Raw genomic sequence first — 23,319 nt, forward strand, 5'->3', positions numbered from 1 at the left:
GAACTACTTCGCATGCTCAATAAATCGTGTCTCTCGAATAACGGTAACGATAACTTCTCCCGGATATTCCAATTGTTCTTCAATTTCTTTGGCAATATCGTAACACATCTTAGCAGCAACTTTATCATTTACCTTTTCAGGACACACCATTACCCGTATTTCTCTTCCTGCTTGAATGGCATAAGCGCCCTCGACACCGCCAAAAGAAGTTGCAATATTCTCAAGTTTTTCGAGCCGTTTAATGTATTTTTCAAGGGTTTCTCTCCTTGCACCTGGCCTTCCCGCTGAAATAGCATCTGCTGCGCTCACCAATACCGTATACACAGATTCAATTTGTGCTTCCTCGTGATGTCCGGCAATTGCATTAACAACTTCGGGCCTCTCATCATAGCGTTTCGCCAGGTCTGCACCTGCAACTGCATGGGTACCTTCCATTTCAGGCCCGATAGCCTTACCAATATCATGGAAAAGACCACATCTTTTTGCTAGTGAGACATCTAATTTTAATTCACCTGCAATAATACCCATAAGGTTACTAACCTCAATTGAATGCTGTAACTGATTTTGCCCATAGCTAGTCCTGTATTTAAGCCTGCCAAGGAGTTTTATCAATTCTGGGTTAACATTATGAATGCCTAACTCAAAGCAAGTTTGTTTTCCAGTCTCCTGAATAATTTGTTCGATTTCTTTTTCTGTTTCCTTAACAACTTCTTCAATATGTGCCGGATGAATTCTTCCATCCAGAATCAATTTTTCCATCGATTGCCTTGCTATTTCCCGGCGAACACTATCGAACCCGGAGAGCACAATAACGCCTGGAGTATCATCTACAATAACATCAATCCCTGTCGCCTTCTCAAAGGCACGGATATTCCTTCCCTCTCGTCCAATAATACGTCCTTTCATCTCATTATTCGGGAGTTCAATTGCACTTACAATATTTTCAGCTGTGTGAGTTGCAGCACAACGTTGAATTGCAGTACTAATTAGTGATATGGCGGTTTGTTCCGCATTTTCTTTTGTTTCTGATATTTTTTTTGAAATTAATTCAGAACATTTGACATCGAGCTCTTTTTCTAACCGGCTTAGGAGGAGTTTTTCAGCATCATCTTTGGATAAATTAGAGATTTTAAGAAGTGCTTTATTCTCTTCTTCTATAGCATTTTCAAGTTCTAACCTTTTTTCATCTAACTTTTTCTCTTTCAGAGCAAAATTGGCAGAAAGTGTATCAATATACCGCTCTTTCTTTGTTAATAATTCCATTTTGCGTTCCAGATTATCTTCTCTTTTACTTAGCCTTTTTTCTTGTTGCCTTAACTCCATCTTAGTCTCTTGCGTTTCTTTTTCAAAAGCCTCTCTGCGTTGATATAGCTCGGCTTTTACTGCCAATTCGGCTTCCTTCCTGATCTTTTCAGCTTCCCGCTGCGATTCAAGAATAAGCTCTTTTATTCTCTTTTCACTGGCTGATTGCTTCTTTTTGGATACAATAATACAGATAAAGTATCCAGCAATAATACATACGGGAAGAAGGAGGTACACCAGTAATTGGAATATTTGCATCTTATTTATGAGCCGATTACAGGCTCATCCTCCAGAAATAATAGTAGAAAAACACTCGTAGTGACACACAATAATTAAAAATAAAGAATGAGAAAATGAAATTAGATGAAACTTTTGGAAGAAATGTAACCTAAGTGAAATGATTGATTTGAACGGAATAGAAACGAATAATCGGATCTTCAGCAAATGCTTTTTAAAAAGTGAGTGTTATATTGGAACACACTATTACAATTATAAATGATATAGCAACATAAGTGAAACAAGATAATGTATTTATAGCTATACCAACTGTTCACTTTATTTCTTGGATTAATTGAACTACCCAAATCGCATATATTAAGCAGTTTTTCTTTCAGATCCATAAGGGCCGTCTTATATAACGATCATCAGCCTAAAACAGCACATTTAAAAACTAAAAAATAACGTTTCCCAACTAAGGTGATATACTAATCGTTGATACGCCATTTTTTTATTCATTTCTACAACTTTTTAACTAATATTTAATATCTGAGTAACATTTTCTTAGGTCAAATTTCTTATTTTTTACTTAATTTAACACTAAATGCGTATAATAAATCGTAAACATTAACAAAACTATAATAATGTTAACCTCAAGATTCAATTTATTAAAAATATCTTACTATGATTTACTTCCAAAAACATAAGATATAATTATGCAACATTCATTAAGGATCAAATTTTAAACTATAATTTTAATCAAGTCAAGCGATTTTATATCCATATTATCAAAAGAGTTAAGAAATTAAAATTTGTGAATAACAGCCTCTTTTTTGTTATTTTATTTATTGCGTTGATGCTTGACAACCAAATTATCGTTAAGTATAATTCATTTCCTTAATCTATAATCTATAAAAATCCTTTAAGAAAATTTAGGTATGTTTTACAGAAATATTGCTTTGATAATTAAGGAGAACTGATTATGAGAGTTGAAGTAGAATTACCCGAAGTGGAAGGAGATAACGGAGATGAAGCAACTGTTTCTTTTTGGTATGTAGAAGAGGACGAGGAAGTTGAAGAGGGCGAAGACCTCGTTGAAATGATTACAGAAAAAACAACTTTCAATGTTACAGCTCCAGTATCCGGAAGACTGGTTGAAATACTTTCTCAGGAAGGGGATGTCGTAAAAGTAGGCGATATTATGGCTATACTTGAAACAGAGGAGGAAGAGGAAGAAGAGGAGGAGGAGGAAGAAGAAGAAGAAGAAGAAGAAGAAGAAGAAGAAGAAGAAGATGATGAAGATGAAGATAACGAAGAGGAGGATGAAGATTATGATTATGAAGAGGAAGAAGATTAGTTTTCTACTAAATAGCTATATACCATCTCTTATTTCACTTATCAATTTATAAGACTTTTGCCTTCAAACAAATTTGCTCATGTCCTTTAAAACCATATCTTGTCAAAACCGTATTATAGAGTTATTTCAAAATGCTATCATAAAGAACCGCCTTGCACACGCTTATATTTTTGTAGGTCAGGAAGGTATTGGTAAAACACTATTCTCTAAAGAATTGGCGAAGGCGATTTTTTGCCAAAATTCACGTGGCGATGCATGTGATACCTGCAGTTACTGCCAAAGAATCTCTAAGGATAATTTTTCAGATTTATTTCTGATACTTCCTGAAAAAAACAGTAGGGTAATTAAAATAGAACAGTTAAAACATCTTCAGGATATCTTGAACGTTAAACCTTTAGAATCGAAATATAAAATAGTAATTATCCAATCAGCCGATAAGATGAATGAAGAGGCATCTAATTGTTTATTAAAAACCTTAGAGGAACCTCCATCGTATGCTATTATTATGTTAATCGTAACATCTTTAGAATCTGTTAAAGAAACAATTCGTTCAAGATGCCAGATAATGAGATTCTCTCCTTTATCAGTAATTGCTGTAAAAGAAATCCTTATAAATAGTTTTCAATTAGATAGCAGGCAGGCAGAACGATTAGCTTACTTATCCAATGGTAGCATAGAGAGAGCCATGTTACTCTCTCATACGAATGCCATTGAGAAGAGAAACTGGTTTATTGACAAGGTTTTGAGATTAGAAATTGATGATAATCTGGCCTTTTCAAAAGAACTATTCAACGAATGGCATATTCAGGATTTAGATACATTAGAAGAGAAGCGATCGTACATAAAAGAGCTTATTCTCTTATTTCTTCTCTATTATCGTGATTTACTTGTTTGTAAATTAGATAATTCCGAATTACCTATTTACTATATCGAAAGGAGAGATGATTTACTATGCAAAAGCATCTCCTTATCGGAAGATGCATTATTCAGCATTGTTAAGGTAATTAAGGCATCGCTTGAATATCTTGATTACAATGCCAACATTGCTTTATTAGTTGAAAATATGATAACAAAAATACTTCAGATCCAATTCGGCAACAGAATGAACGTATAACAACTCCGATAAATATTCTTTTAACTAACTATTGAAGTGCTGTAATACACCTTCCACAGAGTGTAGGATGCTCCTTGCTTAATCCCACACTTTCTCTAAAGTTCCAACACCTTTCACACTTCTTATGTTGTGACACATTACATTCTATCCAAAGACCATTCGTTAATTCCCCTTTCACTGCTTTTGATGAAATATTCCTATCTAATTTTACCTCAGATACAATAAATACTGTAGGAAGTTCATTCTCGTAGTTTTTGAGAAATCGCCAAAGTTCTTCATTCTCCGGATAAAGATTGACAGATGCTTCCAGTGAGTTGCCTATCAACTTGGCGGAACGCATCTTTTCAAGCTCCCTTGCCACATCACTTCTTATATTGATCAGTTTTTCCCATTTCTCATGCAAAGAGTTATCTATCCATTCAGGAGTATAGTTAGGAAATGTTGCTAAATGAATACTCCATACGTCTTCGTCTTTATGGATGATAGCAGACCATGCCTCCTCAGCCGTATGGACAATAATCGGTGCAGACAATTTTACTAAATTCGGAAGGATATAGTATATTACCGTCTGTGCAGCACGTCGCTCTTTTGAATTTTGCGCGAAGGTATATAACCGATCCTTCAGGATATCCAAATAAAAAGCACTCATTTCCACAGTACAAAAATTGTAGATATTGTGAAAAACCCGGTGAAATTGGAAAGACTCGTAAGCTGATGTAACATCCTTAATCAACTCTTGTGTTTTATGAAGCGCCCAGCGGTCTATCTCTAATAATTCTTCGTAGGAAGTGGTATTTACCTTAGGATCAAAATCGTAGAGATTACTCAGTAAATACCTGAATGTATTGCGAATGCGCCTGTAGGCATCTGAGCATCTAACAATTAAATTATGGGACACATTCATATCATTTTGGTAATCCATAGAGGAAGTCCACAGTCTGAGAATATCTGCACCAAATTCCTTTAAAGTATCTTCAACTGATATAAAGTTTCCGAGAGACTTAGACATCTTTTCGCCTTTTTCATCTACAACAAACCCATGGGTTAACACAGATTTGAAGGGAGCTTTATCCCATGCCCCAACAGATGGAAGTAATGAGAGTTGAAACCACCCCCGATGTTGATCTGTCCCTTCGAGGTATAGATCGGCTGGATATGCTAAGTCACTACGTTTCTGCAAAACAGCGCGATGACTTGAGCCTGATTCAAACCAGACGTCAAAGATATCCATTTCCTTCTCAAACCGAATTCCTGCGCATTGAGAGCATTTAGTACCTGGCGGTAAAAAATAGGATACATCTTTATAAAACCATATATCAGCTCCTTCAGCCTCAAATTTATCTTTCACAGAATGTATTGTATCGGTATTTATCAACTCCTGACCACAATCAATACAATAAAAGGCAGGAATTGGCACACCCCATGACCTCTGTCGAGAGATACACCAATCTGGACGCTCTGATATCATCTTTGCCATTCTGCTCTCACCCCAGGAAGGTATCCATTGAGCCTGCTTTATCTCTTCTAATATCCTCTGGCGCAAATTATTATGATCGAGATTTACAAACCATTGCTCTGTTGCTCTAAAAATAACTGGATCCTTACAACGCCAGCAGTGAGGATAGGAATGAGTAAAATCTGTTTTGTAAAACAATATCCCTGCATCCTCTAGTTTTTTTATTATAGAGGTATTTCCCTCTTTAATATTTTGTCCGGCAAATTCGCCCGCTTCATCGGTAAATATACCAACCGCATTAACGGGACTTAGTGGAGGGAGCTGATATTTAATACCCGTAAGATAATCCTCCTGACCATGTCCGGGCGCTATATGAACACATCCTGTGCCATCCGATAAGGTTACATAACTTGCTAACACAATAGAACCCACTCTCTTCAGAAAAGGATGCTGGTATTTTATACCCTCCAATACCCCCCCGTGTACCTTACCAAGATATTCGTAACCCTGAATACCTAAGAGAGACATAACAAATTCTACCCTCTTATCAGCGAGGATAGAAACTTCCTTCTTGTGTGTTCTTGGATTCATATAGCGAATAGCAGCATATTCGTATTCTGAATGAAGCGCAACAGCAAGGTTTGCGGGAAGTGTCCACGGTGTTGTCGTCCATATCATAACGTACAAAGCATCGTTATCAATGCCTTTCAATAGATCATTCACACCATTATCAGTAATTTTAAAGTTTACATAGATCGAGGGGCTTGTCTCATTACGATATTCAAGTTCTGCTTCTGCAAGAGCTGTTTGACATCGGGTACACCAGTGGATAGGCTTTTGGCTTCTGTAGATACACCCCCTTTTTACCAGTTTTTCAAAAACTTCAATAACGCCAGCCTCATATTGAGGATTGAATGTTAAATATGGATGTTCCCAGTCTCCCATTACTCCTAAGGCCTTAAACTGTTCCTTTTGGAGTTTTACAAATTTCTCCGCGTATTTTTTACATTTTTTTCTTATTTCTGGTTTCGTTAAGTTTTTAATTTCTGCCCCAACCTCTTGCATTACACGATGTTCAATAGGCAGCCCGTGACAATCCCAACCAGGAACATACGGTGCATCATAACCTCTCATGGTATAAAAGCGGACAATAAAGTCCTTTAATATCTTATTTAAACCGGTACCGATGTGTAATTCACCCGTAGGATAAGGAGGCCCGTCGTGCAGTATATATTTCTCCTTGCCTGCACGTGCCTTGCGTACCTCTTTATAGAGCTGTTCTTTTTCCCATTTCTTTTGAATTTCAGGCTCTTTTTCGAGGAGATTTGCCTTCATAGGAAATTTTGTGGTAGGTAAATTCAGTGTTTTTTTATAATCCATTGAGATGGGTGATTTCCTTAAGATTGATGATTTAACAAAGATTTTAAGTCTTCAGGGGTTAATCCTTCAATCATTAATCTCTTGTCTCGGGATGATTCGCCTGAAATAATATGTATGGAAGATTCACGAACATGGAATGTATCTGCTAACAATTCAATTATAGCTTTATTTGCTTTACCCTTTTCAGCTATAGCGGTGACAGCTAACTTTAAACGTCCCCCGTATTCACCAATAATACGATTTTTACTTGATCTTGGTTGAGTCCGAATAGACAGGATAACACCAGAATTTGTTGGAGTGATATCAAGCATGCGAGTAAACTATTGAGAAATCGTTAAATTCACCCAAATATTTTTCTTTTTCCACATCTATACTGGTAACTAAAGCGCCAGGAGGTCCTTTTCTACACCAATTCACAACACTATCGACTGCTTCTTTTTCACCTTCAAAAACAGCCTCAACGCTGCCATCAAAGCAATTCTTAATCCATCCCTTAACACCGAGAAGATAAGCCATATCTTTTGCAGAAGCGCGAAAAAACACACCTTGAACCTTACCATGAATAGAAACATGTTCTCTTGTCATCGGCATGTTTATCCTCTCTCAATAATACTCTTGAGATGTTATTGTGCATACAGATAAAATACAGACAACTAGTATAATTCCTGGAACCTGTATTTATCTCAAGAGACTATTTGGACCCGTAAACGTGAGCGCTGTCTTCTGCAGAAGGTAAATAGTTCAAACCAACAAAGGTAAAGTTTACTATTCCAAAAGAAATAAGCAACCAAAATGCTAACATAACAGATGCCTTTGATTTATTAATATTCATCTTTGGTAAAACGAGAGGAGTATGTAAATATACTAAGTATGCAAGCCACGTAATTAAAGACCAGGTCTCTTTTGGATCCCACGACCAATAATCCCCCCATGCCTTTTTTGCCCAAACAGCGCCAGTAACCATACCAAGCGTCAGAAAAGGAAATCCAAAGGCAACGATTTTGTAACTTAACTTATCAAAATTTCGAGGTAATATTTCTTTTTCTTCCTCGCGAGAACTCCCTTGTGTTTTTTTGGCAAAAGGCTTGACTACTAAAAATATAATACTCGTCACAAAGGAGATACCAAAAGCAGCGTACCCAAGCATATAGGTAACAACATGCACTAACATCCAATTGCTTTTCAATGCCGGCATAATAGGTCTTATAGTATCATCCTGAAGCGTTGCATAAAGTAAGATCAACATCGATAAAACAGACGCTAATGCTCCCACGATTCTAAAGTTATAGATAAATTCAAATATAATATATACAAAGGCTGTACAACATGCGTAAAAGATTAACGATTCATACAGGTTAGAAAAAGGCGGATGACCAGCTTCTATTGAACGTTTTGCTACCATTGCCAGATTCAAACAAAATGCTAAAATAAACAATCCAAGAGACACCCATCTTATACCGGCAGACCGCCAGATTTCTCTTGCTATATAAGCAATAGACGCCACTACATATACAATCAAAGTAATATTAATTAAGCTCATCTTATTCCTCCATCTCTTTCTTTGTTTTTTTCCGTAGAAATGGCTTTACGTAAAATATAAATATAACGCCAAAGCACAGCGCCCCAAAACCCGAGTACACTACAGGAATACCGGGATCTTTAACAATTTGTAAACCAGAAAAATTCCCGGCTTCCGGATCGTAACTTGACTGATAAATAACATACCCTTTATATTTCAAAGGATCATTTACCCTGATAGTCTTCTCCGCAACCGTTTGACCATTATCCACAATTCGCAACTTACTGGTAAAATGCTTGATCGAATCACCGGTTGATTCGTAAACGAGAGCAAGATTATTATCAGTATACCATGTGGCATACTGATTATTGGAGAACAACCAATCATCAGCTTTTCCACTTGGCCCTTCAACCTCAACAAAAATAGCCGGTACCCCTATCTCATCTGATTTTTTTACAACTTCTTGTTTGAAGTCAAATGCCGGAAAATAATCAGATACCATGATTTGGCTACCTACACCAGGAATCGTATACTTTTTTCCCAGTTCCCAAGGTATGGTTTCAACAATGCGTTTATCCTTTATATAAAGCATTACCTGCTTTCCTTCTGGCGAATGCAAAATCCTTACGGTATTTTTTGCCATATGGGTACTTTCAATCCCACTACAGGTTAATTTTAAATTCTTATATTTTGAAGGATGCATTTTATCCCAATCAGGAAATTTTTCAAACACCCAACGGGTTTCAGTCCCTTCTGGACCATTGACTTCTACCTGAACAGCAGGATTGTCCATTGGCTGCTCGCCTATCGGACGTCTATCCCCATAGTTAAATACATACTGTAACATCTTTGCGGAATAATTGGTTCCTTCAATTTTAAAAACTTTATTTAACTCTAAAGGATAATCCTGAGATTGGCCCGATATGGTGACAGACAACTTCGCCTGAGAAGATCCAACAGAACTAACAGCCTTATCCAGTTCCTCCTGAGATGGCATCCAGATATATTCTACACGTAAATTTTGCTTCTTATCATCATAAGAGTTTCGGGCATTCGCCAATAACCACCCCTCAGCAGCAAGATCCTCGGAGCCAAATAGCCTTACAAAGACAGCAGGGTTTTCTGGTTTGTCGGATGTGTTTACCGGCTCTTGTTTTAATTCTGCATCCGGAATATAATCCTTAATAGTCACTTTATAGTCTGATCCGGGAACCCGCTGCCTTTTCCCGGATTTTACCTCTAACACTTTCTGACGATCTTTATCCTTCACATACGATACAAGCTGGTATTTCGGCTCATTTTTCTCTAAGATAAAGTCATCCAGGGCAATAGAAAATGGTAAATCCTTTTTAATATAATCCATTTTTCCTTGCCGATTAATCATTTGTGTAAGAAAATAGTTTACCGTTTTTCCCTCATAGACATTCACACCACCTTTTACACCTAGTTGAAATTTTACAACACCACCTATCAATATTAAGACAAGACTTAGATGGGTAAGAATAAAACCCGTTTGTAAAAATGTATTTCTCCATCGTTTGATAGTGCAACAAATGAGATTAGCACACAGTAATATCAAAAGAAACGAAAACCAATAGGAGTAAAACACATTATTTAATTGAGTTACTCTAAAGAAAGTCGCCAATCCATATCCATATCTTGCAGTATACTCATCCAATGTTCTCTCTTGTAAAATTACCGTTCCTAAGATGCAAGCCACAACCATAATCAAAATAATCACTACAGCAAGCTTGACAGAACAAAAGAATTCCCAAATTTTACTGGAATCATCCTTTTTGTTTTGGATAACCCGACTTCTACTCATCTGCACAACATTACCGCTTATTTCTTTTTCTTGTATCTCAGGTTGATTTTTTACACTCTTCACATTAACAAAACCTATAATAGATCCATAAATAGTTAATAAAATACTATAAACAATATTTATAAATTATATCTCAATTCTCGTGTCCTTGAAGCGATGAAGTCCTTTGGGCAGCGTTTGGGTGTTGTTTTACAACTTGGTTTGGGAATTGTGGATGAAACAGGTTAGACGCATATAAATTTTTATATTAATACAATTTCTAAACCAACATTTCTTGTGATAATGCAATGGTAAAGACTATCAAAAGAAATATTTCCACAAACTACTATTCTTCACTTTCTTCGGTTACAGGAGGAGCTGCTCCTTCCAACTCTTCTTCAACCTCATAAGGATTCTCTGCTTCTACCTCAGATAGCGAAGTGTCTTTGGGAGGCAGGGAAGCAACGCTCGTTAATATCAAAAATTCTACCCGCCTGTTTTCTTTTTTTCCGGCGGAAGTAGTATTAGGCGCTATCGGACGATTAGGACCAAACCCAGCAATATGAATCCTTTTTTCTGCGATATTCTCTGTCTTCGTTAAAAAATGGAATACACTAAGCGCTCGCGCCGATGATAAATGGTGATTAGAATCCCAGAGATGTTTTGTTTTTATAATCGGGTCGGTATCTGTATGACCATCTATCCTGATAGAAATGGAAGGATTTTCATCAAGGAACTCCGCCATCTTTCCCAACGCCTTTTCTCCATTGGATTTTATTATGGCCATACCTGAATCAAAAAGTATCTTTTCCGGAAAAAGTATTACCGGCCCTTCTACGGTATCCCGGACAGATACACCTCCTCCGATTGATTTTGCGAGCTGCCTAAGTTTGCTCATTTCTGCTTCACTTGATTTAAGCCTATCAGAAACGGAAGAAAGCTGTTTCTCAAGGTTATCGATCTCTTCAGATTGGTCTCTTATGGTAATTGCCTGTCTTCTGTTTAAATCTCTCAGTTCATTTAATTCAGCGCAACCCGCCATTCCTATAAAGGCCATTAAAAGAAAAAACTTTACATATTTACCACGCTTAAACATATCTTTTCCTCCACAGGTGAGGCAAAATAAAGTATCGATACTCTAATGAAACAGTCAAAATTTTAATAAAGTTAAACTATAACATCTGACATAATCGTTTTCAAGCGTTTTTTCAATGAATTTTATTCTGTTATCATCATTTTAGTCTCCTATTTATTATAGACTTTATCAGGATCAAATATCTTATTTTCTACAATCTGGATACTATCTGTTTTGGGAAAATATTCCCGATAAAAACATGTTTTATAACCAGCGTGGCATGCAGCTACTTGTTGTTCTACCATAAAAATAAGCGAGTTCCCTTCGCAATCAAAAAATACCCTTTTTACAACCTGAATATGACCTGAACTTTCTCCCTTAATCATAAGCCGATTTTGAGAACGGCGAAACACGTGCACCTTACTTGTTTCAATCGTTTTTGTAACCGCTTCTTTATTCATGTAGCATAACGTAAGTACCTTTCCGTCCATAATATCTACAATCACCGATGGAATAAGTCCCTTCTCATTAAAATGTAATTTTTCTAACAATTGCATAGGCATCCCCTATTTAATCATTTTTGTTTAAAACCCTGCCGCTTTAAGAAAAACAAAATTATTTCTTATATATCCCGATTTTATGAGATAAAGATCTGGCTGCATTTTCTGGATTATCGGCATGCATAATACTTGAAATAACAGCAATCCCATCTGCCCCTTTATCCAAAACAGCTTCTACATTCCCTTCATGAATTCCGCCCAGAGCAACAACAGGTATATGTACCTTATTTTTCAGTTTTTGAATTTCATCGGGTCCGACAGCATCTAAAAGCCCCGCCTTTGAAGGTGTGGTAAAGACAGGCCCAAAGGTAATATAATCTGCTTTATTCTCTTGAGCCTGCAGTGCCTCTTGAATAGTATGGGTCGATACACCTATCAATTTTTCAAAACCAAACAATTTCCTTACTATATTATAGGGCAAGGATTGCCATCCTAAATGTACACCATCGGCTTCCACTGCAAGGGCAATATCGACCCTGTCATTGATAATTAAATTTGCTTTGAAATCCGAGGTTGTCGTTCGTAATTCAGATGCTAAAGAATAAAGTTCATATGTCGTAAGCCCCTTTTCTCTCAATTGTATAGTTTTAATACCGCCTTTAAGCGCCAGTTTTATCGTAGTAAGAAACGATTGCTTACAAAAATTCCTATCGGTAATTAATATAAAAGAGAGCTTGCTTAATGATTCTTTCCTTACCATAAAATAAAGAATAACAAAGTTACATTACCCGCATCCGCACATTACACATACAATGCTGGTATTAATTTTTTATCAATAAGATGATTATGCCGATGTAAGAGAGGATCTATAACCTGAGTTATAAATTCTTCTGTCTGCTGCGGCGCCCTGCCAACCAATTTAATTGGATCAGAAATCTCCTTTATCTTTGGTCTAATTCGTGAAAATAGCGGATCTTGTAAAATTCGCACCAAAAGATCATTTGTATTTCCCTCTTCCTTCATCCTTGAGGCTGCCTCCATTGCATGTTTGCGGATACTTTCATGAACCGCCTGACGGTCACCTCCTGCATTTACTGCCTCCATAAGGATATTCTCTGTTATCATAAAAGGTATCTCATCAACAAGATGCCGATGAATAGCAGAGGAATAAACGTTAAATCCGGAAGCAACATTGAGTACAATATTTAATATGCCATCTATAGCAAGAAACGCCTCCGGAACTGAAATTCTCTTATTGGCAGAATCATCCAATGTCCTTTCAAACCATTGTGATGCTGCAGTAAATGCCGGATTCAGACAATTACACAATACGTAACGCGCAAGAGCAGCTATGCGCTCACAGCGCATAGGGTTTCTTTTATAAGCCATGGCTGATGAACCAATCTGTTCTTCCTCAAACGGCTCTTCCACCTCTTTCAGATGCTGAAGTAATCGCATATCATTAGAAAATTTGTGGGCTGATTCTGCTATACCAGCAAGGCAAAACATAATTTGGCTATCAACCTTACGCGGATAGGTTTGCCCTGTCACCGGATAAGAACTCTCAAATCCCATTTTTCTTGTAACAAGCTCATCGAGTCTTTTGACCTTTTCTGTATCGTTATGGAAAAGTGACATAAAGCTGGCTTGTGTGCCCGTTGTACCCTTTACGCCGTGGAACCGTAAATGACTGATTCTCATTTCAAGCTCCTCAACATCTAAAACATAGTCCTGTATCCACAAGCAAATACGTTTTCCTAATGTTGTCGGCTGGGCTGGCTGGAAATGAGTAAAGCTTAAGGTTGCAAGAGTTTTATATTTCATCGCTTGATGTGAAAGAATTTTTATCGTATTTATCAGCTTTGCAAGGATAATATACAGCCCTGCTTTCATTTGGATGAGATCAGTATTATCTTGTACATAAGCACTCGTTGCACCAAGATGAATAATTGCTCTTGCCTTTGGACATTGCTCACCATAGGCATAAATATGCGACATAACATCATGCCTGAGCTTCTTCTCATACTCTCTTGCAACATCAAAATTAATCGTATCCTGAAAGCGCCGCATTTCATTAATCTGATCAGAAGTAATAGATGGTAACCCAAGTTCTTGTTGCGCCTCTGCAAGGGCAATCCAAAGTTTTCTCCAGGTACTAAATTTATATTGGTCAGAGAAAATATAGCACATCTCTGTACTCGCATATCGTTCAGAGAATGGAGACTGATACTGATTGCGACGATTGGTTAATGGCATAATTCACCAAATACATTCAAAATAAAATAGATTTCGAAAAAATGAAAAAATATGGTCTCTCCAGAGTAATAGTTGCTAAGTATTTTAATAATAAAAGCATAAAAATCAATCTTTAATAAAAAAAGGCGTTGATTTAAAAGTCAACGCCTTTTTTGAAAGATGCAATACTGTAGATAATTTTCATTAATGTTTGTGCATATGCGGAGTAGCGCCTTCTGCTCCTTTCTCTTCAGGAACTTCTCCAATAACGGCATTGGTCGTAAGAAGTAATGCAGCAATGCTAGCGCCATTTTGTAATGCTACTTTTACAACCTTTGCAGCATCAACAATACCCGACTCGACCATGTCCGTAAATTGTTCACGAAAAGCATCATAACCAAAATTGCCTGTACCCTCTTTTACCTTTTGTAATATAACAGCGCCTTCAAGACCGGCATTTTCAGCAATCTGTTGGATAGGTCTTTCAATAGCTACCCTTACAATATTTATTCCAATCTTCTCATCCCCTTTAGCAGGCACGGTATCCAAAACCTTTGATGCCCTTATAAGAGCAACTCCACCTCCAGGCAGAATACCTTCTTCTACAGCAGCCCTTGTAGCATTTACCGCATCCTCAATACGTGCCTTTTTCTCCTTCATTTCTACTTCTGTAGCAGCGCCAACATTAATTTGTGCGATTCCACCCGAGAGCTTTGCAAGCCGTTCCTGCAATTTCTCCCGGTCGTAATCAGAAGTGGTTGTTTTTATCTCTGCTTTGATTTGTGAGATTCTTCCCTGGATTTCTTTTGAATCACCAGCGCCACTAATAATAGTAGTCTTATCTTTATCGATAATAATCTTCTTTGCCCTACCCAAATCAGTAAGTTGCATGCTGGAAAGCTGTATTCCCAAATCCTCAAACAAGGCTTTACCATTCGTAAGAATAGCAATATCATCTAACATTGCTTTCCGTCTATCGCCAAAACCAGGCGCCTTAACAGCAACACATTGCAAGGTACCTCGAAGTTTATTAATAACCAGCGTACTAAGCGCCTCACCTTCTACATCTTCAGCAAGAATAACTAATGCTCTGCCTGACTTAGCGATCTTCTCTAATAAAGGGACTAAATCCTTTATAGCAGATAACTTCTTTTCATGGATCAAAATATAAGGATTCTCGAATATGGCTTCCATAGTATCGGGAGAGGTCACGAAGTAAGGAGATAAATAGCCCCTGTCGAACTGCATACCCTCAACAAGTTCAACGGTAGTCTTAAAGCTTTTTCCTTCCTCTACCGTAATAACGCCATCTTTGCCAACTTTTTCCATTGCATCTGCGATTTCATTGCCAATCTCCTCATCGTTATTTGCAGCAATGGTAGCAATTTGAGCAATCTCCTTTTTCCCCGATATTTTAATACTTATCCTGGTAAGTTCTTTTGTCAATGCGCCAACAGCTTTCTCAATACCGTGTTTAATATCAACAGGATTTGCTCCGGCTGTAATGTTCTTAATACCTTCCTCAAATATAGCCTCAGCCAAAAGTGTTGCCGTAGAAGTTCCATCACCTACCATATCATTCGTTTTTGAAGCAGCCTCTCTAACCATCCTTGCGCCCATATCTTCATAGGGGTCTTCAAGCTCGATCTCTTTTGCAACAGTAACACCATCGTTAATCACCACTGGTGACCCGAAACTCTTTTCAATGACAACGTTCCGGCCTTTCGGCCCCAACGTGACCTTAACAGCGCGAGCCAACTTCTGAATACCCTTCTTTACGGCCTCGCTGGCATCGTACCCATAGATAATCTTTTTCGCAGCCATCGCTACCTCCTAAAATATTAACTAATTATAGCGAGAATATCATCCTCGGACATTAACAGATATTCTTCACCATCGATCTTCACTTCAGTACCACCGTAAGAGCTAAACAGTACCCTATCGCCTGCTTTGACCTGAAATTTTACCCGCTCACCATTCTTCAGCAATTTTCCATCTCCTAACGCAATAACTTTACCTTCTCTGGGTTTCTCCTTAGCCGTATCAGGCAACACGATGCCACCCGCAGTCTTCCCTTCAGCCTCGACTCTCTTTATGAGTAATTTTTCACCTAATGGTTTTACATTCATAAATAAAAATACTCCTTTCTTTAGCTAACACCTTAAAAATCTTATCGATGCTTTAACCTTACAATTTCTCGCTGATACACAACAGATGGACTATTTCCAATAATATTTGGCAATAACTTGCTCTACAGAATCTTTCAAAATATTAACATTAATCGGCTTTGATATCAGGGTATAGGCGTTTGCGCTAATAAGGTCTATTTGAAGCTCTTTTGTTATTTCCCCTGATATAAAGATACAAGGAATACCAAATCTAATTTCTTTTTTTATAATCTTAAATGTCTCAAGACCACTATAATCTGGAAGATGTACATCCAAAATTAATAAATCGACATCTACGGTCCTGGCTATCTTTACCGCTTCACGTCCACAGCTAGCAAGATAGGTAATATAACCCTTAGGCTCGAATATGTCTTTTAAACTATCACGGCATGATTCATCATCATCTGTTATAAGAAGTGAATATTGTCCCGCACGTGGGTCTAATACTGCCATCATATTTGAATCCTTATACTAACTTTTAAAAAATATATTAAGAGAATTTACGCAAATTACATACCCATAAAATATTATCATTTTTGCAATAGGTATTTAATGAATTACTATCATAATTACCAATAGAAATTATTATCATGAAAACTATCACAGTGCTTTATAAAGCAATCATTTATAATCATAATAAAAACCTTAATTCGGAATTATTTTATAAGTTTTTATTTTGTTTATCAATATTTTTATTATTGCCATTTTGGCACTTCCCGCCATTATATCTATTTATCGCTGTCACTATGGCAGGAACTCATATCATTATATAAGTACATCCTTGATTAATAAACTTTATCGTACTATAATTTCTAAAAATTTCAGATAATTAAGATTATGTCCGATTTTTGCAAATAATGCATATAATACTAAACATGGGTATTTCACAGGCAGTAAAAAAGACACGTTCTCTATTCGACTTAATTAAATTCTCGCATACTATATTCTCATTACCTTTCGCGGTAATGAGCGCATTTCTTGCCGCGGGAGGTATGCCCGATAGTAAGCAATTCTTGTTAATCTTAGCAGCACTCATAACAGCGCGGAGCGCCGCTATGTCTTTCAACCGGTTAATCGATACCAAGTATGACGTCCATAATCCACGTACAGCTTATCGCGTCACGTTACAAAACAAAATCGGCCGAAAAAATGTATGGACATTTACCGTTCTCTGCATGGTACTTTTTATTACTTTTGCATGGTTACTCAATTCTTTAGCTTTTTATATGTCTCCGTTAGCTATTATGGTAATCTTGGGATACTCATATACAAAGCGGTTTACTCATTTATCTCACTTTGTACTCGGTTTTGCATTGGCGCTTTCACCTATCGGCGCATGGATTGGGGTACAGGGGACGCTGGCCGTCACGCCCTTTTTGCTGGCGCTTGCCGTAGTCTTATGGACAGCAGGATTTGATATCATTTATGCATGTCAAGATCTGGAACATGATATAAAATTAAACCTGTATTCCATTCCCAAAAAACTTGGACTCAAAAGGGCATTAATACTCTCCGGCACATTACATCTCCTCATGGTGATCGTTTTGCTCATACTGCCCTATTATACAGATTTGGGAATTATGTATACCATTGGCATATACAGTGTAGCTGCTTTACTCTTATATGAACATTCACTTGTACGGCCAAAAAATCTCTCTAAGATTAACACCGCCTTTTTCACTATCAATGGTATTATCAGTATAGGCATAATGGGTATAACCCTAATAGACTTATTTACAGGATAAGTTTTAGCGGTAAATTCTTTCCTGGAGTAAAAAACTATTGGGTTAGTGTATCTGTTTACCTTTTGCTTAACAACCACATGATAAAAGAGAGGATTATGCTAATAATAATACTGGTTGTAACAGGAAAGTAAAAACTAACATTTTTCTTTTGAATAGCAATATCCCCGGGAAGCCTTCCAATAAAAGGAATCTTGTGACCAAACAGAAAGAATCCACCCACAATGATCATAATAATTCCAAAGAATATTAAAATTTTGCCAAATGCGTTTAATTCTCCCATAACCTACACACCTCACCATTCCTCGTAATGTTCATAATTTTACCATCTTTCTCCAAATTTCTTGCCGGCCATACTGTTGATATTTTATCAGAATTAACCTTATTATCAACTACACTATCTCAATAGCTCAAGGTGTAACGGTACTGTCATATTGACACATTATCAATAATTATTTAAACAAAAACCCTGCCAAAATGACACGTTTATAACGATTAAGGAATCTTTCAATATTTTTTCATTACCGTATAGGTACATTTAATTGCATTTTGATACATAACAACTTAGCTCTATACATAAGTAAAGATAATACAAAACACAAATTATAACATTACTCTATCGGCATTTAGTTTGCTAATTCAACAATATTTATACAATAATAGGTTCTCGTTAGAGGTATTGAAAAATTTTGGAGGATACTAAAGATATGTCGGCAAAAAAGATTATATTTGACCACGATGCACTGGAAACCGTTAAGTCTGGTGTAAAGCAACTGGCAGATGCAGTAAAGGTTACCCTTGGACCACGGGGACGTAATGTAGTTATTCAGAAGAGCTTTGGCTCACCAACAATCACAAAAGACGGGGTTACCGTTGCAAAAGAAATTGAGCTTGAAGACCATATGCAGAATATTGGCGCACAAATGGTAAAATCGGTTGCATCAAAAACGAGTGATGTTGCGGGTGACGGTACAACTACGGCAACGGTACTTGCCGAGGCTATATTCGTTGAAGGGTTGAAGAATGTAACAGCCGGCGCAAATGCCATGGCGCTGAAACGTGGTATTGACAAGGCTGTCGAACTCGTAGTACAAAAACTAAAGGAAATGAGTATTCCTGTTAAAGGCCGGAAAGAAATTGAACAAGTGGCTACCGTTGCCTCTAATTATGATGCTGAAATTGGGAAGATCATTGCAGATGCCATGGAAAAGGTTGGAAAGGATGGAGTCATAACGGTAGAAGAAGGTAAGAGTTTGCAAACTGAGGCAAACTGGATTGAGGGTATGCAATTTGATAAAGGGTATCTGTCACCTTATTTCATCACGGATCCAAACACTATGCGATGTGTGCTGGAAGATCCCTTTATCTTAATCCATGAGAAAAAGATTGCTACCGCCAAGGTACTGGTTCCAATATTGGAAAAGATCTCACAGGCAGGAAAACCTCTTTTAATCATTGCAGAAGAAATAGAAGGTGAGGCGTTGGCGCTTCTGGTGGTAAATAAACTCCGAGGCGCTTTAAAATGTGCAGCCGTAAAGGCCCCTGGATTTGGAGATAAGCGCAAGGCTATGCTGGATGATATTGCTGTTCTTACGGGCGGTCAGGCAGTTTTTGAAGACCTTGGTATTAATCTGGAATCTATCCAGCTTAAAGATCTTGGTCGTGCAAGGAAAATTGAAATTGATAAGGAAAATACGACTATTATCGAGGGATTGGGCGATGGCAAAAAGATAAAAGCCCGTATTGAGCAAATCAAAAAGGAGATTTCGATAACGACATCAGACTATGACCGTGAGAAACTCCAGGAAAGGTTAGCGAAGTTGGCTGGTGGAGTTGTTCAGATCAATGTGGGCGCTACAACGGAAAGCGAAATGAAGGAAAAAAAAGCCCGTGTAGAAGATGCCCTTCATGCTACCCGTGCTGCAGTCGAAGAGGGAATTCTTCCAGGAGGAGGTGTATCTCTTCTCAGGGCCCTTCCTGCCTTAAATTCACTCAAACTCACCGGTGATGAGGCTGTAGGTGTTGATATTACCCAAAGAGCGTTACGGGCACCCCTAAGGCAAATTGCTGCAAATGCAGGCGTAAACGCCGCAATCGTTGTCCAAAAAGTAGAAACAGCAAAAGGAAATGAGGGTTTCGATGCAAGTGCAGACCGGTATTGTGATATGGTTGCTGAGGGCATTATTGATCCAACAAAGGTGGTCAGAACAGCGCTGCAAAACGCTGCCAGCATATCAACCTTACTCCTTACCACAGATGCTATTGTAGGAAAAATACCAGAAAAGAAAAAGATGCCTCCCATGCCCCCGGGCGGTGGATATGGCGGATATGGAGATATGTATTAATAAGTCTGGATACCGTACTTTCTCACAAAAAAAGAAAAGACCCCGTATATACGCGGGGTCTTTTCGTTATAATCCTCCAACATGCCTCCGTAATTTTAAGAATCTATTCGTTAAACACCTTGCACTTGAAAGAATAAATTGCTATAGTAAATTTTAGTTTTAGCAATTTCACGTAGGGAGGTTGATAAAAACTGAACATGTCAATAGATTATCATATTATTAAATATCAAACCGATGCAAAACAGAATAAATTAGAACATCTTTTTAAAGACCTTTTTGCCTTTAGTAAAGATTTTCAGGGCGGTTCCTCAGCTCCATGGCAACCTCCTACTGATGTATATGAAACTCCAGACGAAATAATAGTAAAGATGTCCCTATCAGGGACGAAACCAGAGGATATTCAACTTACCTTTTCAAATGAAATCCTCACTATCAGTGGATTTAGAACTGATAGCTCGCCACACCAAAAGACCTGCTTTTATCAGGTAGAAATTCGTTACGGATACTTTGAAAGAAGTATCTATATTCCGAAACCCGTCAATACCGATACTATTCAGGCCGTGTATAAGGATGGGTTCCTGGAAGTGGTTTTACCCAAGGCACAACAACAATTATCTAAAACACTTTTAATAAAAATTAATTTTCAGGAATAACTTATAAGATTGTGTGAGATTGTATGACAAATAAAGAAGATAAAGATCCCCCGGAGATTATGAACCCACCAATCCCAGAATCTGACGCAGTAAATGACAGAACAGATAGATTAAAAATACCGGATGAACTCCATGTACTTCCTATCAAAGACACCGTACTTTTTCCTGGCATGGTAGCTGCCATTAATATCTTTACCGAAAGAGACCTCACACTCCTGAATCATGTCCTGGCCGGTCACCGGTTTCTGGCGCTTGTAGCTCAAAAAGAAAAAGATATTAAGGTTGTAAAACAGTCAGACCTGTACGATTATGCTACAGCAGCAGTAGTACTCCAAATGCTTCGTATGCCGGATAATTCCGCAAAGATGCTGGTACAAGGCATTAGAAGGGTTAAGATTGATAAATACACGCAAATAGAACCTTATTTTAAGGCTAAGGTAACTATTCTGGAAGATACTGTTGAGTCTGACAAGGAGATGGATGCCTTATTTAGAAACGCCAGTGATCAATTTATCCGCATGGTAAATATGGTACCGACTTTACCGGAAGAACTCAAAATAGCAATCGTCAACATTGATAGTCCGGGTCGTTTGGCCGACATGATTGCATCCCATTTGAATCTCAGTATAGCCGAAAAACAACAGGTGCTCGAGACAACGAATGTTAAGGACCGGTTACAGAAGATAACTGCCTTTCTTACCAGAGAGATGGAAGTTATGGAAATGGCAACAAAGATACAATCACAGGTAAAAAATGAAATGGAGAAGGGACAAAGAGAATATTACCTGAGACAGCAATTGAAGGCAATTCAGGATGAATTAGGCGAGGGAGATGAGCGCACCGTTGAGATTAAGGAGTTAAAGAAGAAGATTGAAGAAGCTAAAATGCCCCCTGAAGCAAAAAAAGAGGTTGAACAGGAGCTGAACCGGCTTTCGAAAATACCTTCTGCCTCTGCAGAATATACCGTCGCCCGAACTTATCTCGACCTGCTGGTCGACCTTCCCTGGTCAGTCAGCACAATCGATAACCTTGATATTCAAGGAGCACATAAAATACTCAACGAAGATCATTACGACCTCGATAAGGTTAAAGAGAGAATTTTGGAATATCTGGCAGTGAGAAAACTAAAACAAGATATGAAGGGGCCTATTTTATGTTTTGTCGGACCGCCAGGTACAGGAAAAACCTCATTGGGGATGTCAATTGCGCGCGCTCTGGGCAGAAAATTTGTCCGCATGTCATTGGGAGGAGTACGAGATGAGGCTGAGATCAGAGGCCACAGACGTACCTATATCGGTGCATTACCAGGACGTATTATCCAGGGGTTGCGAAAAGCAGGAACGAATAATCCTCTCTTTATGCTTGACGAGATTGATAAACTAGGCGCCGATTTTAGGGGAGATCCTTCTGCAGCGCTACTGGAAGTTCTGGATCCGGAACAAAATCATTCATTCTCGGATCATTATCTGGACATACCATTTGATCTTTCAAAGGTAATGTTTATTACAACAGCAAATATTCTGGACCCCGTACCTCCTGCATTGAAAGACCGCATGGAGGTGCTGGAACTTCCCGGATATACTGCGGAGGAAAAAATATTTATTGTTAAGCAGTTCAGTATACCTAAGCAGCTCAAGGCACACGGTCTTACAAAAGACCAGGTAACCATCGATGATGATGCGATCAGATCCGTTATCACCGATTACACACGCGAGGCAGGTATCCGTAATCTGGAACGCGAAATTGCAACCCTTTGTAGAAAAGCTGCAAAAGCTATTGCCTCTGATGAGAAAAAATCCGTTCATGTATCGGCCGATCAGTTATACAATTTTTTGGGACCTATCAAATTCTTTTCAGAGGTTGCCGAACGGACTACCGAAGCAGGTGTAGCTACAGGCCTTGCCTGGACACAGAGTGGCGGTGATATTCTTTTTATTGAGGCTACGACCATGCCAGGCACCGGAAAACTTACCTTAACAGGCCATCTTGGCGATATCATGAAGGAATCAGCTCAAGCTGCAATGAGCTATATCAGGGCAAGAGCAAACAAATTAGGAATCACCCTTAGTGATTTTACCAAATATGATTTTCATGTTCATGTCCCCGCCGGAGCAATCCCTAAGGACGGTCCTTCCGCCGGCGTGACAATAGCCATGGCGCTTATCTCGTTACTGAAAGAAACACCCATTGTCCCTTACGTGGCTATGACAGGCGAGATTACCCTTCGTGGAAACATACTGCCGGTCGGCGGCATTAAAGAAAAGGTCCTGGCAGCAAAACGGGCGGGAATTACCACCGTTATCTTACCAAAACTGAATGAAAAAGATCTCGTGGATGTGCCTGAACAGGCCAGGAAAGAAATGAATTTCATATTTGTAGAAAAGGTTGACGAGATGTTGCCTATCGTCTTTGGAACAAGGGAACCTGCAAAAATTTAACCATATCCGGGATTA

General features: G+C 38.2%; 20 protein-coding genes. 6 read left to right on the forward strand and 14 right to left on the reverse strand.

The features are described from left to right. Positions 1 to 3: 3 nt before the first annotated feature. Positions 4 to 1,560, reverse strand: coding sequence for a ribonuclease Y (gene rny, locus FBQ94_RS01870; protein WP_007221122.1), 1,557 nt, complete (start codon positions 1,558 to 1,560; stop codon positions 4 to 6). Between the two features lie 940 nt (positions 1,561 to 2,500). On the opposite strand from rny, the gene FBQ94_RS01875 reads away from it, so the two are divergent. Together FBQ94_RS01875 and holB are read left to right on the forward strand one after the other, a co-directional pair. After that, positions 2,501 to 2,875: a lipoyl domain-containing protein gene (locus FBQ94_RS01875; RefSeq protein ID WP_007221121.1), complete on the forward strand. Its 375-nt coding sequence runs from the start codon at positions 2,501 to 2,503 to the stop codon at positions 2,873 to 2,875. 79 nt (positions 2,876 to 2,954) lie between these two features. Beyond that, entirely contained in the window at positions 2,955 to 3,989 is a 1,035-nt protein-coding gene (holB, locus tag FBQ94_RS01880; protein ID WP_007221120.1) for a DNA polymerase III subunit delta', read from the forward strand. 28 nt (positions 3,990 to 4,017) lie between these two features. Here the strand turns inward: holB and ileS are convergent, their stop codons facing one another. The 12 genes from ileS to FBQ94_RS01940 form a co-directional block, all read right to left on the reverse strand. Next, a complete protein-coding gene (gene ileS / locus FBQ94_RS01885) occupies positions 4,018 to 6,825 on the reverse strand; it encodes an isoleucine--tRNA ligase (protein WP_007221119.1) in 2,808 nt (935 codons plus the stop codon). Between the two features lie 17 nt (positions 6,826 to 6,842). Further along, a complete protein-coding gene (locus FBQ94_RS01890; protein WP_007221118.1) occupies positions 6,843 to 7,136 on the reverse strand; it encodes a DUF167 domain-containing protein in 294 nt (97 codons plus the stop codon). Beyond that, positions 7,129 to 7,410, reverse strand: a complete 282-nt coding sequence (locus FBQ94_RS01895) for an acylphosphatase (protein WP_007221117.1) — start codon at positions 7,408 to 7,410, stop codon at positions 7,129 to 7,131. Before FBQ94_RS01895 ends, FBQ94_RS01890 begins: the two co-directional genes overlap by 8 nt. Positions 7,411 to 7,516: 106 nt before the next feature. Continuing rightward, on the reverse strand, positions 7,517 to 8,365 hold the full coding sequence (gene ccsB / locus FBQ94_RS01900; protein ID WP_007221116.1) for a c-type cytochrome biogenesis protein CcsB: 849 nt from the start codon (positions 8,363 to 8,365) through the stop codon (positions 7,517 to 7,519). Position 8,366: 1 nt separating this feature from the next. Further along, complete coding sequence (locus FBQ94_RS01905) at positions 8,367 to 10,232, reverse strand: cytochrome c biogenesis ResB family protein (RefSeq protein ID WP_007221115.1); 1,866 nt, start codon at positions 10,230 to 10,232, stop codon at positions 8,367 to 8,369. Between the two features lie 262 nt (positions 10,233 to 10,494). Then, positions 10,495 to 11,244, reverse strand: a complete 750-nt coding sequence (locus FBQ94_RS01910; RefSeq protein ID WP_007221114.1) for an OmpA/MotB family protein — start codon at positions 11,242 to 11,244, stop codon at positions 10,495 to 10,497. A gap of 149 nt (positions 11,245 to 11,393) precedes the next feature. Continuing rightward, positions 11,394 to 11,780, reverse strand: a complete 387-nt coding sequence (locus FBQ94_RS01915) for a phosphoribosyl-AMP cyclohydrolase (RefSeq protein WP_007221113.1) — start codon at positions 11,778 to 11,780, stop codon at positions 11,394 to 11,396. A 58-nt stretch (positions 11,781 to 11,838) separates the two neighbouring features. Then, the gene (gene thiE / locus FBQ94_RS01920; protein WP_007221112.1) at positions 11,839 to 12,483 is read right to left on the reverse strand and encodes a thiamine phosphate synthase; all 645 of its coding nucleotides are present in this window, start codon (positions 12,481 to 12,483) and stop codon (positions 11,839 to 11,841) included. A gap of 41 nt (positions 12,484 to 12,524) precedes the next feature. Then, a complete protein-coding gene (purB, locus tag FBQ94_RS01925; protein ID WP_007221111.1) occupies positions 12,525 to 13,979 on the reverse strand; it encodes an adenylosuccinate lyase in 1,455 nt (484 codons plus the stop codon). A 183-nt stretch (positions 13,980 to 14,162) separates the two neighbouring features. Further along, a complete protein-coding gene (groL, locus tag FBQ94_RS01930) occupies positions 14,163 to 15,782 on the reverse strand; it encodes a chaperonin GroEL (RefSeq protein WP_007221110.1) in 1,620 nt (539 codons plus the stop codon). Positions 15,783 to 15,799: 17 nt separating this feature from the next. After that, positions 15,800 to 16,087 (reverse strand): co-chaperone GroES, encoded by a 288-nt coding sequence (gene groES / locus FBQ94_RS01935; RefSeq protein WP_007221109.1) that lies wholly within the window; start codon positions 16,085 to 16,087, stop codon positions 15,800 to 15,802. Positions 16,088 to 16,177: 90 nt separating this feature from the next. Then, a complete protein-coding gene (locus FBQ94_RS01940; RefSeq protein ID WP_040543593.1) occupies positions 16,178 to 16,582 on the reverse strand; it encodes a response regulator in 405 nt (134 codons plus the stop codon). A 419-nt stretch (positions 16,583 to 17,001) separates the two neighbouring features. Between FBQ94_RS01940 and FBQ94_RS01945 the strand changes: the two genes are divergently transcribed. Continuing rightward, entirely contained in the window at positions 17,002 to 17,871 is an 870-nt protein-coding gene (locus FBQ94_RS01945) for a UbiA-like polyprenyltransferase (protein ID WP_007221107.1), read from the forward strand. 55 nt (positions 17,872 to 17,926) lie between these two features. On the opposite strand, the gene FBQ94_RS01950 is transcribed toward FBQ94_RS01945, so the two are convergent. Then, positions 17,927 to 18,151 carry a DUF2905 domain-containing protein gene (locus FBQ94_RS01950; RefSeq protein ID WP_007221106.1) on the reverse strand — a complete coding sequence of 75 codons (225 nt, stop codon included), beginning with the start codon at positions 18,149 to 18,151 and terminating at the stop codon, positions 17,927 to 17,929. Positions 18,152 to 18,575: 424 nt separating this feature from the next. Here FBQ94_RS01950 and groL (FBQ94_RS01955) point away from each other — a divergent pair, with 424 nt between their 5' ends. From groL (FBQ94_RS01955) to lon, 3 genes are all read left to right on the forward strand, one after another. Next, positions 18,576 to 20,213 carry a chaperonin GroEL gene (gene groL, locus FBQ94_RS01955; RefSeq protein ID WP_007221105.1) on the forward strand — a complete coding sequence of 546 codons (1,638 nt, stop codon included), beginning with the start codon at positions 18,576 to 18,578 and terminating at the stop codon, positions 20,211 to 20,213. A gap of 197 nt (positions 20,214 to 20,410) precedes the next feature. Then, complete coding sequence (locus FBQ94_RS01960) at positions 20,411 to 20,866, forward strand: Hsp20/alpha crystallin family protein (protein WP_007221104.1); 456 nt, start codon at positions 20,411 to 20,413, stop codon at positions 20,864 to 20,866. Positions 20,867 to 20,889: 23 nt separating this feature from the next. Then, positions 20,890 to 23,304 (forward strand): endopeptidase La, encoded by a 2,415-nt coding sequence (lon, locus tag FBQ94_RS01965; RefSeq protein ID WP_007221103.1) that lies wholly within the window; start codon positions 20,890 to 20,892, stop codon positions 23,302 to 23,304. The last annotated feature ends 15 nt before the right edge of the window (positions 23,305 to 23,319 follow it).

The organism is Candidatus Jettenia sp. AMX1 (assembly GCF_030263775.1).
In the GTDB taxonomy this organism is placed as follows: Bacteria; Planctomycetota; Brocadiia; order Brocadiales; family Brocadiaceae; genus Jettenia; species Jettenia caeni.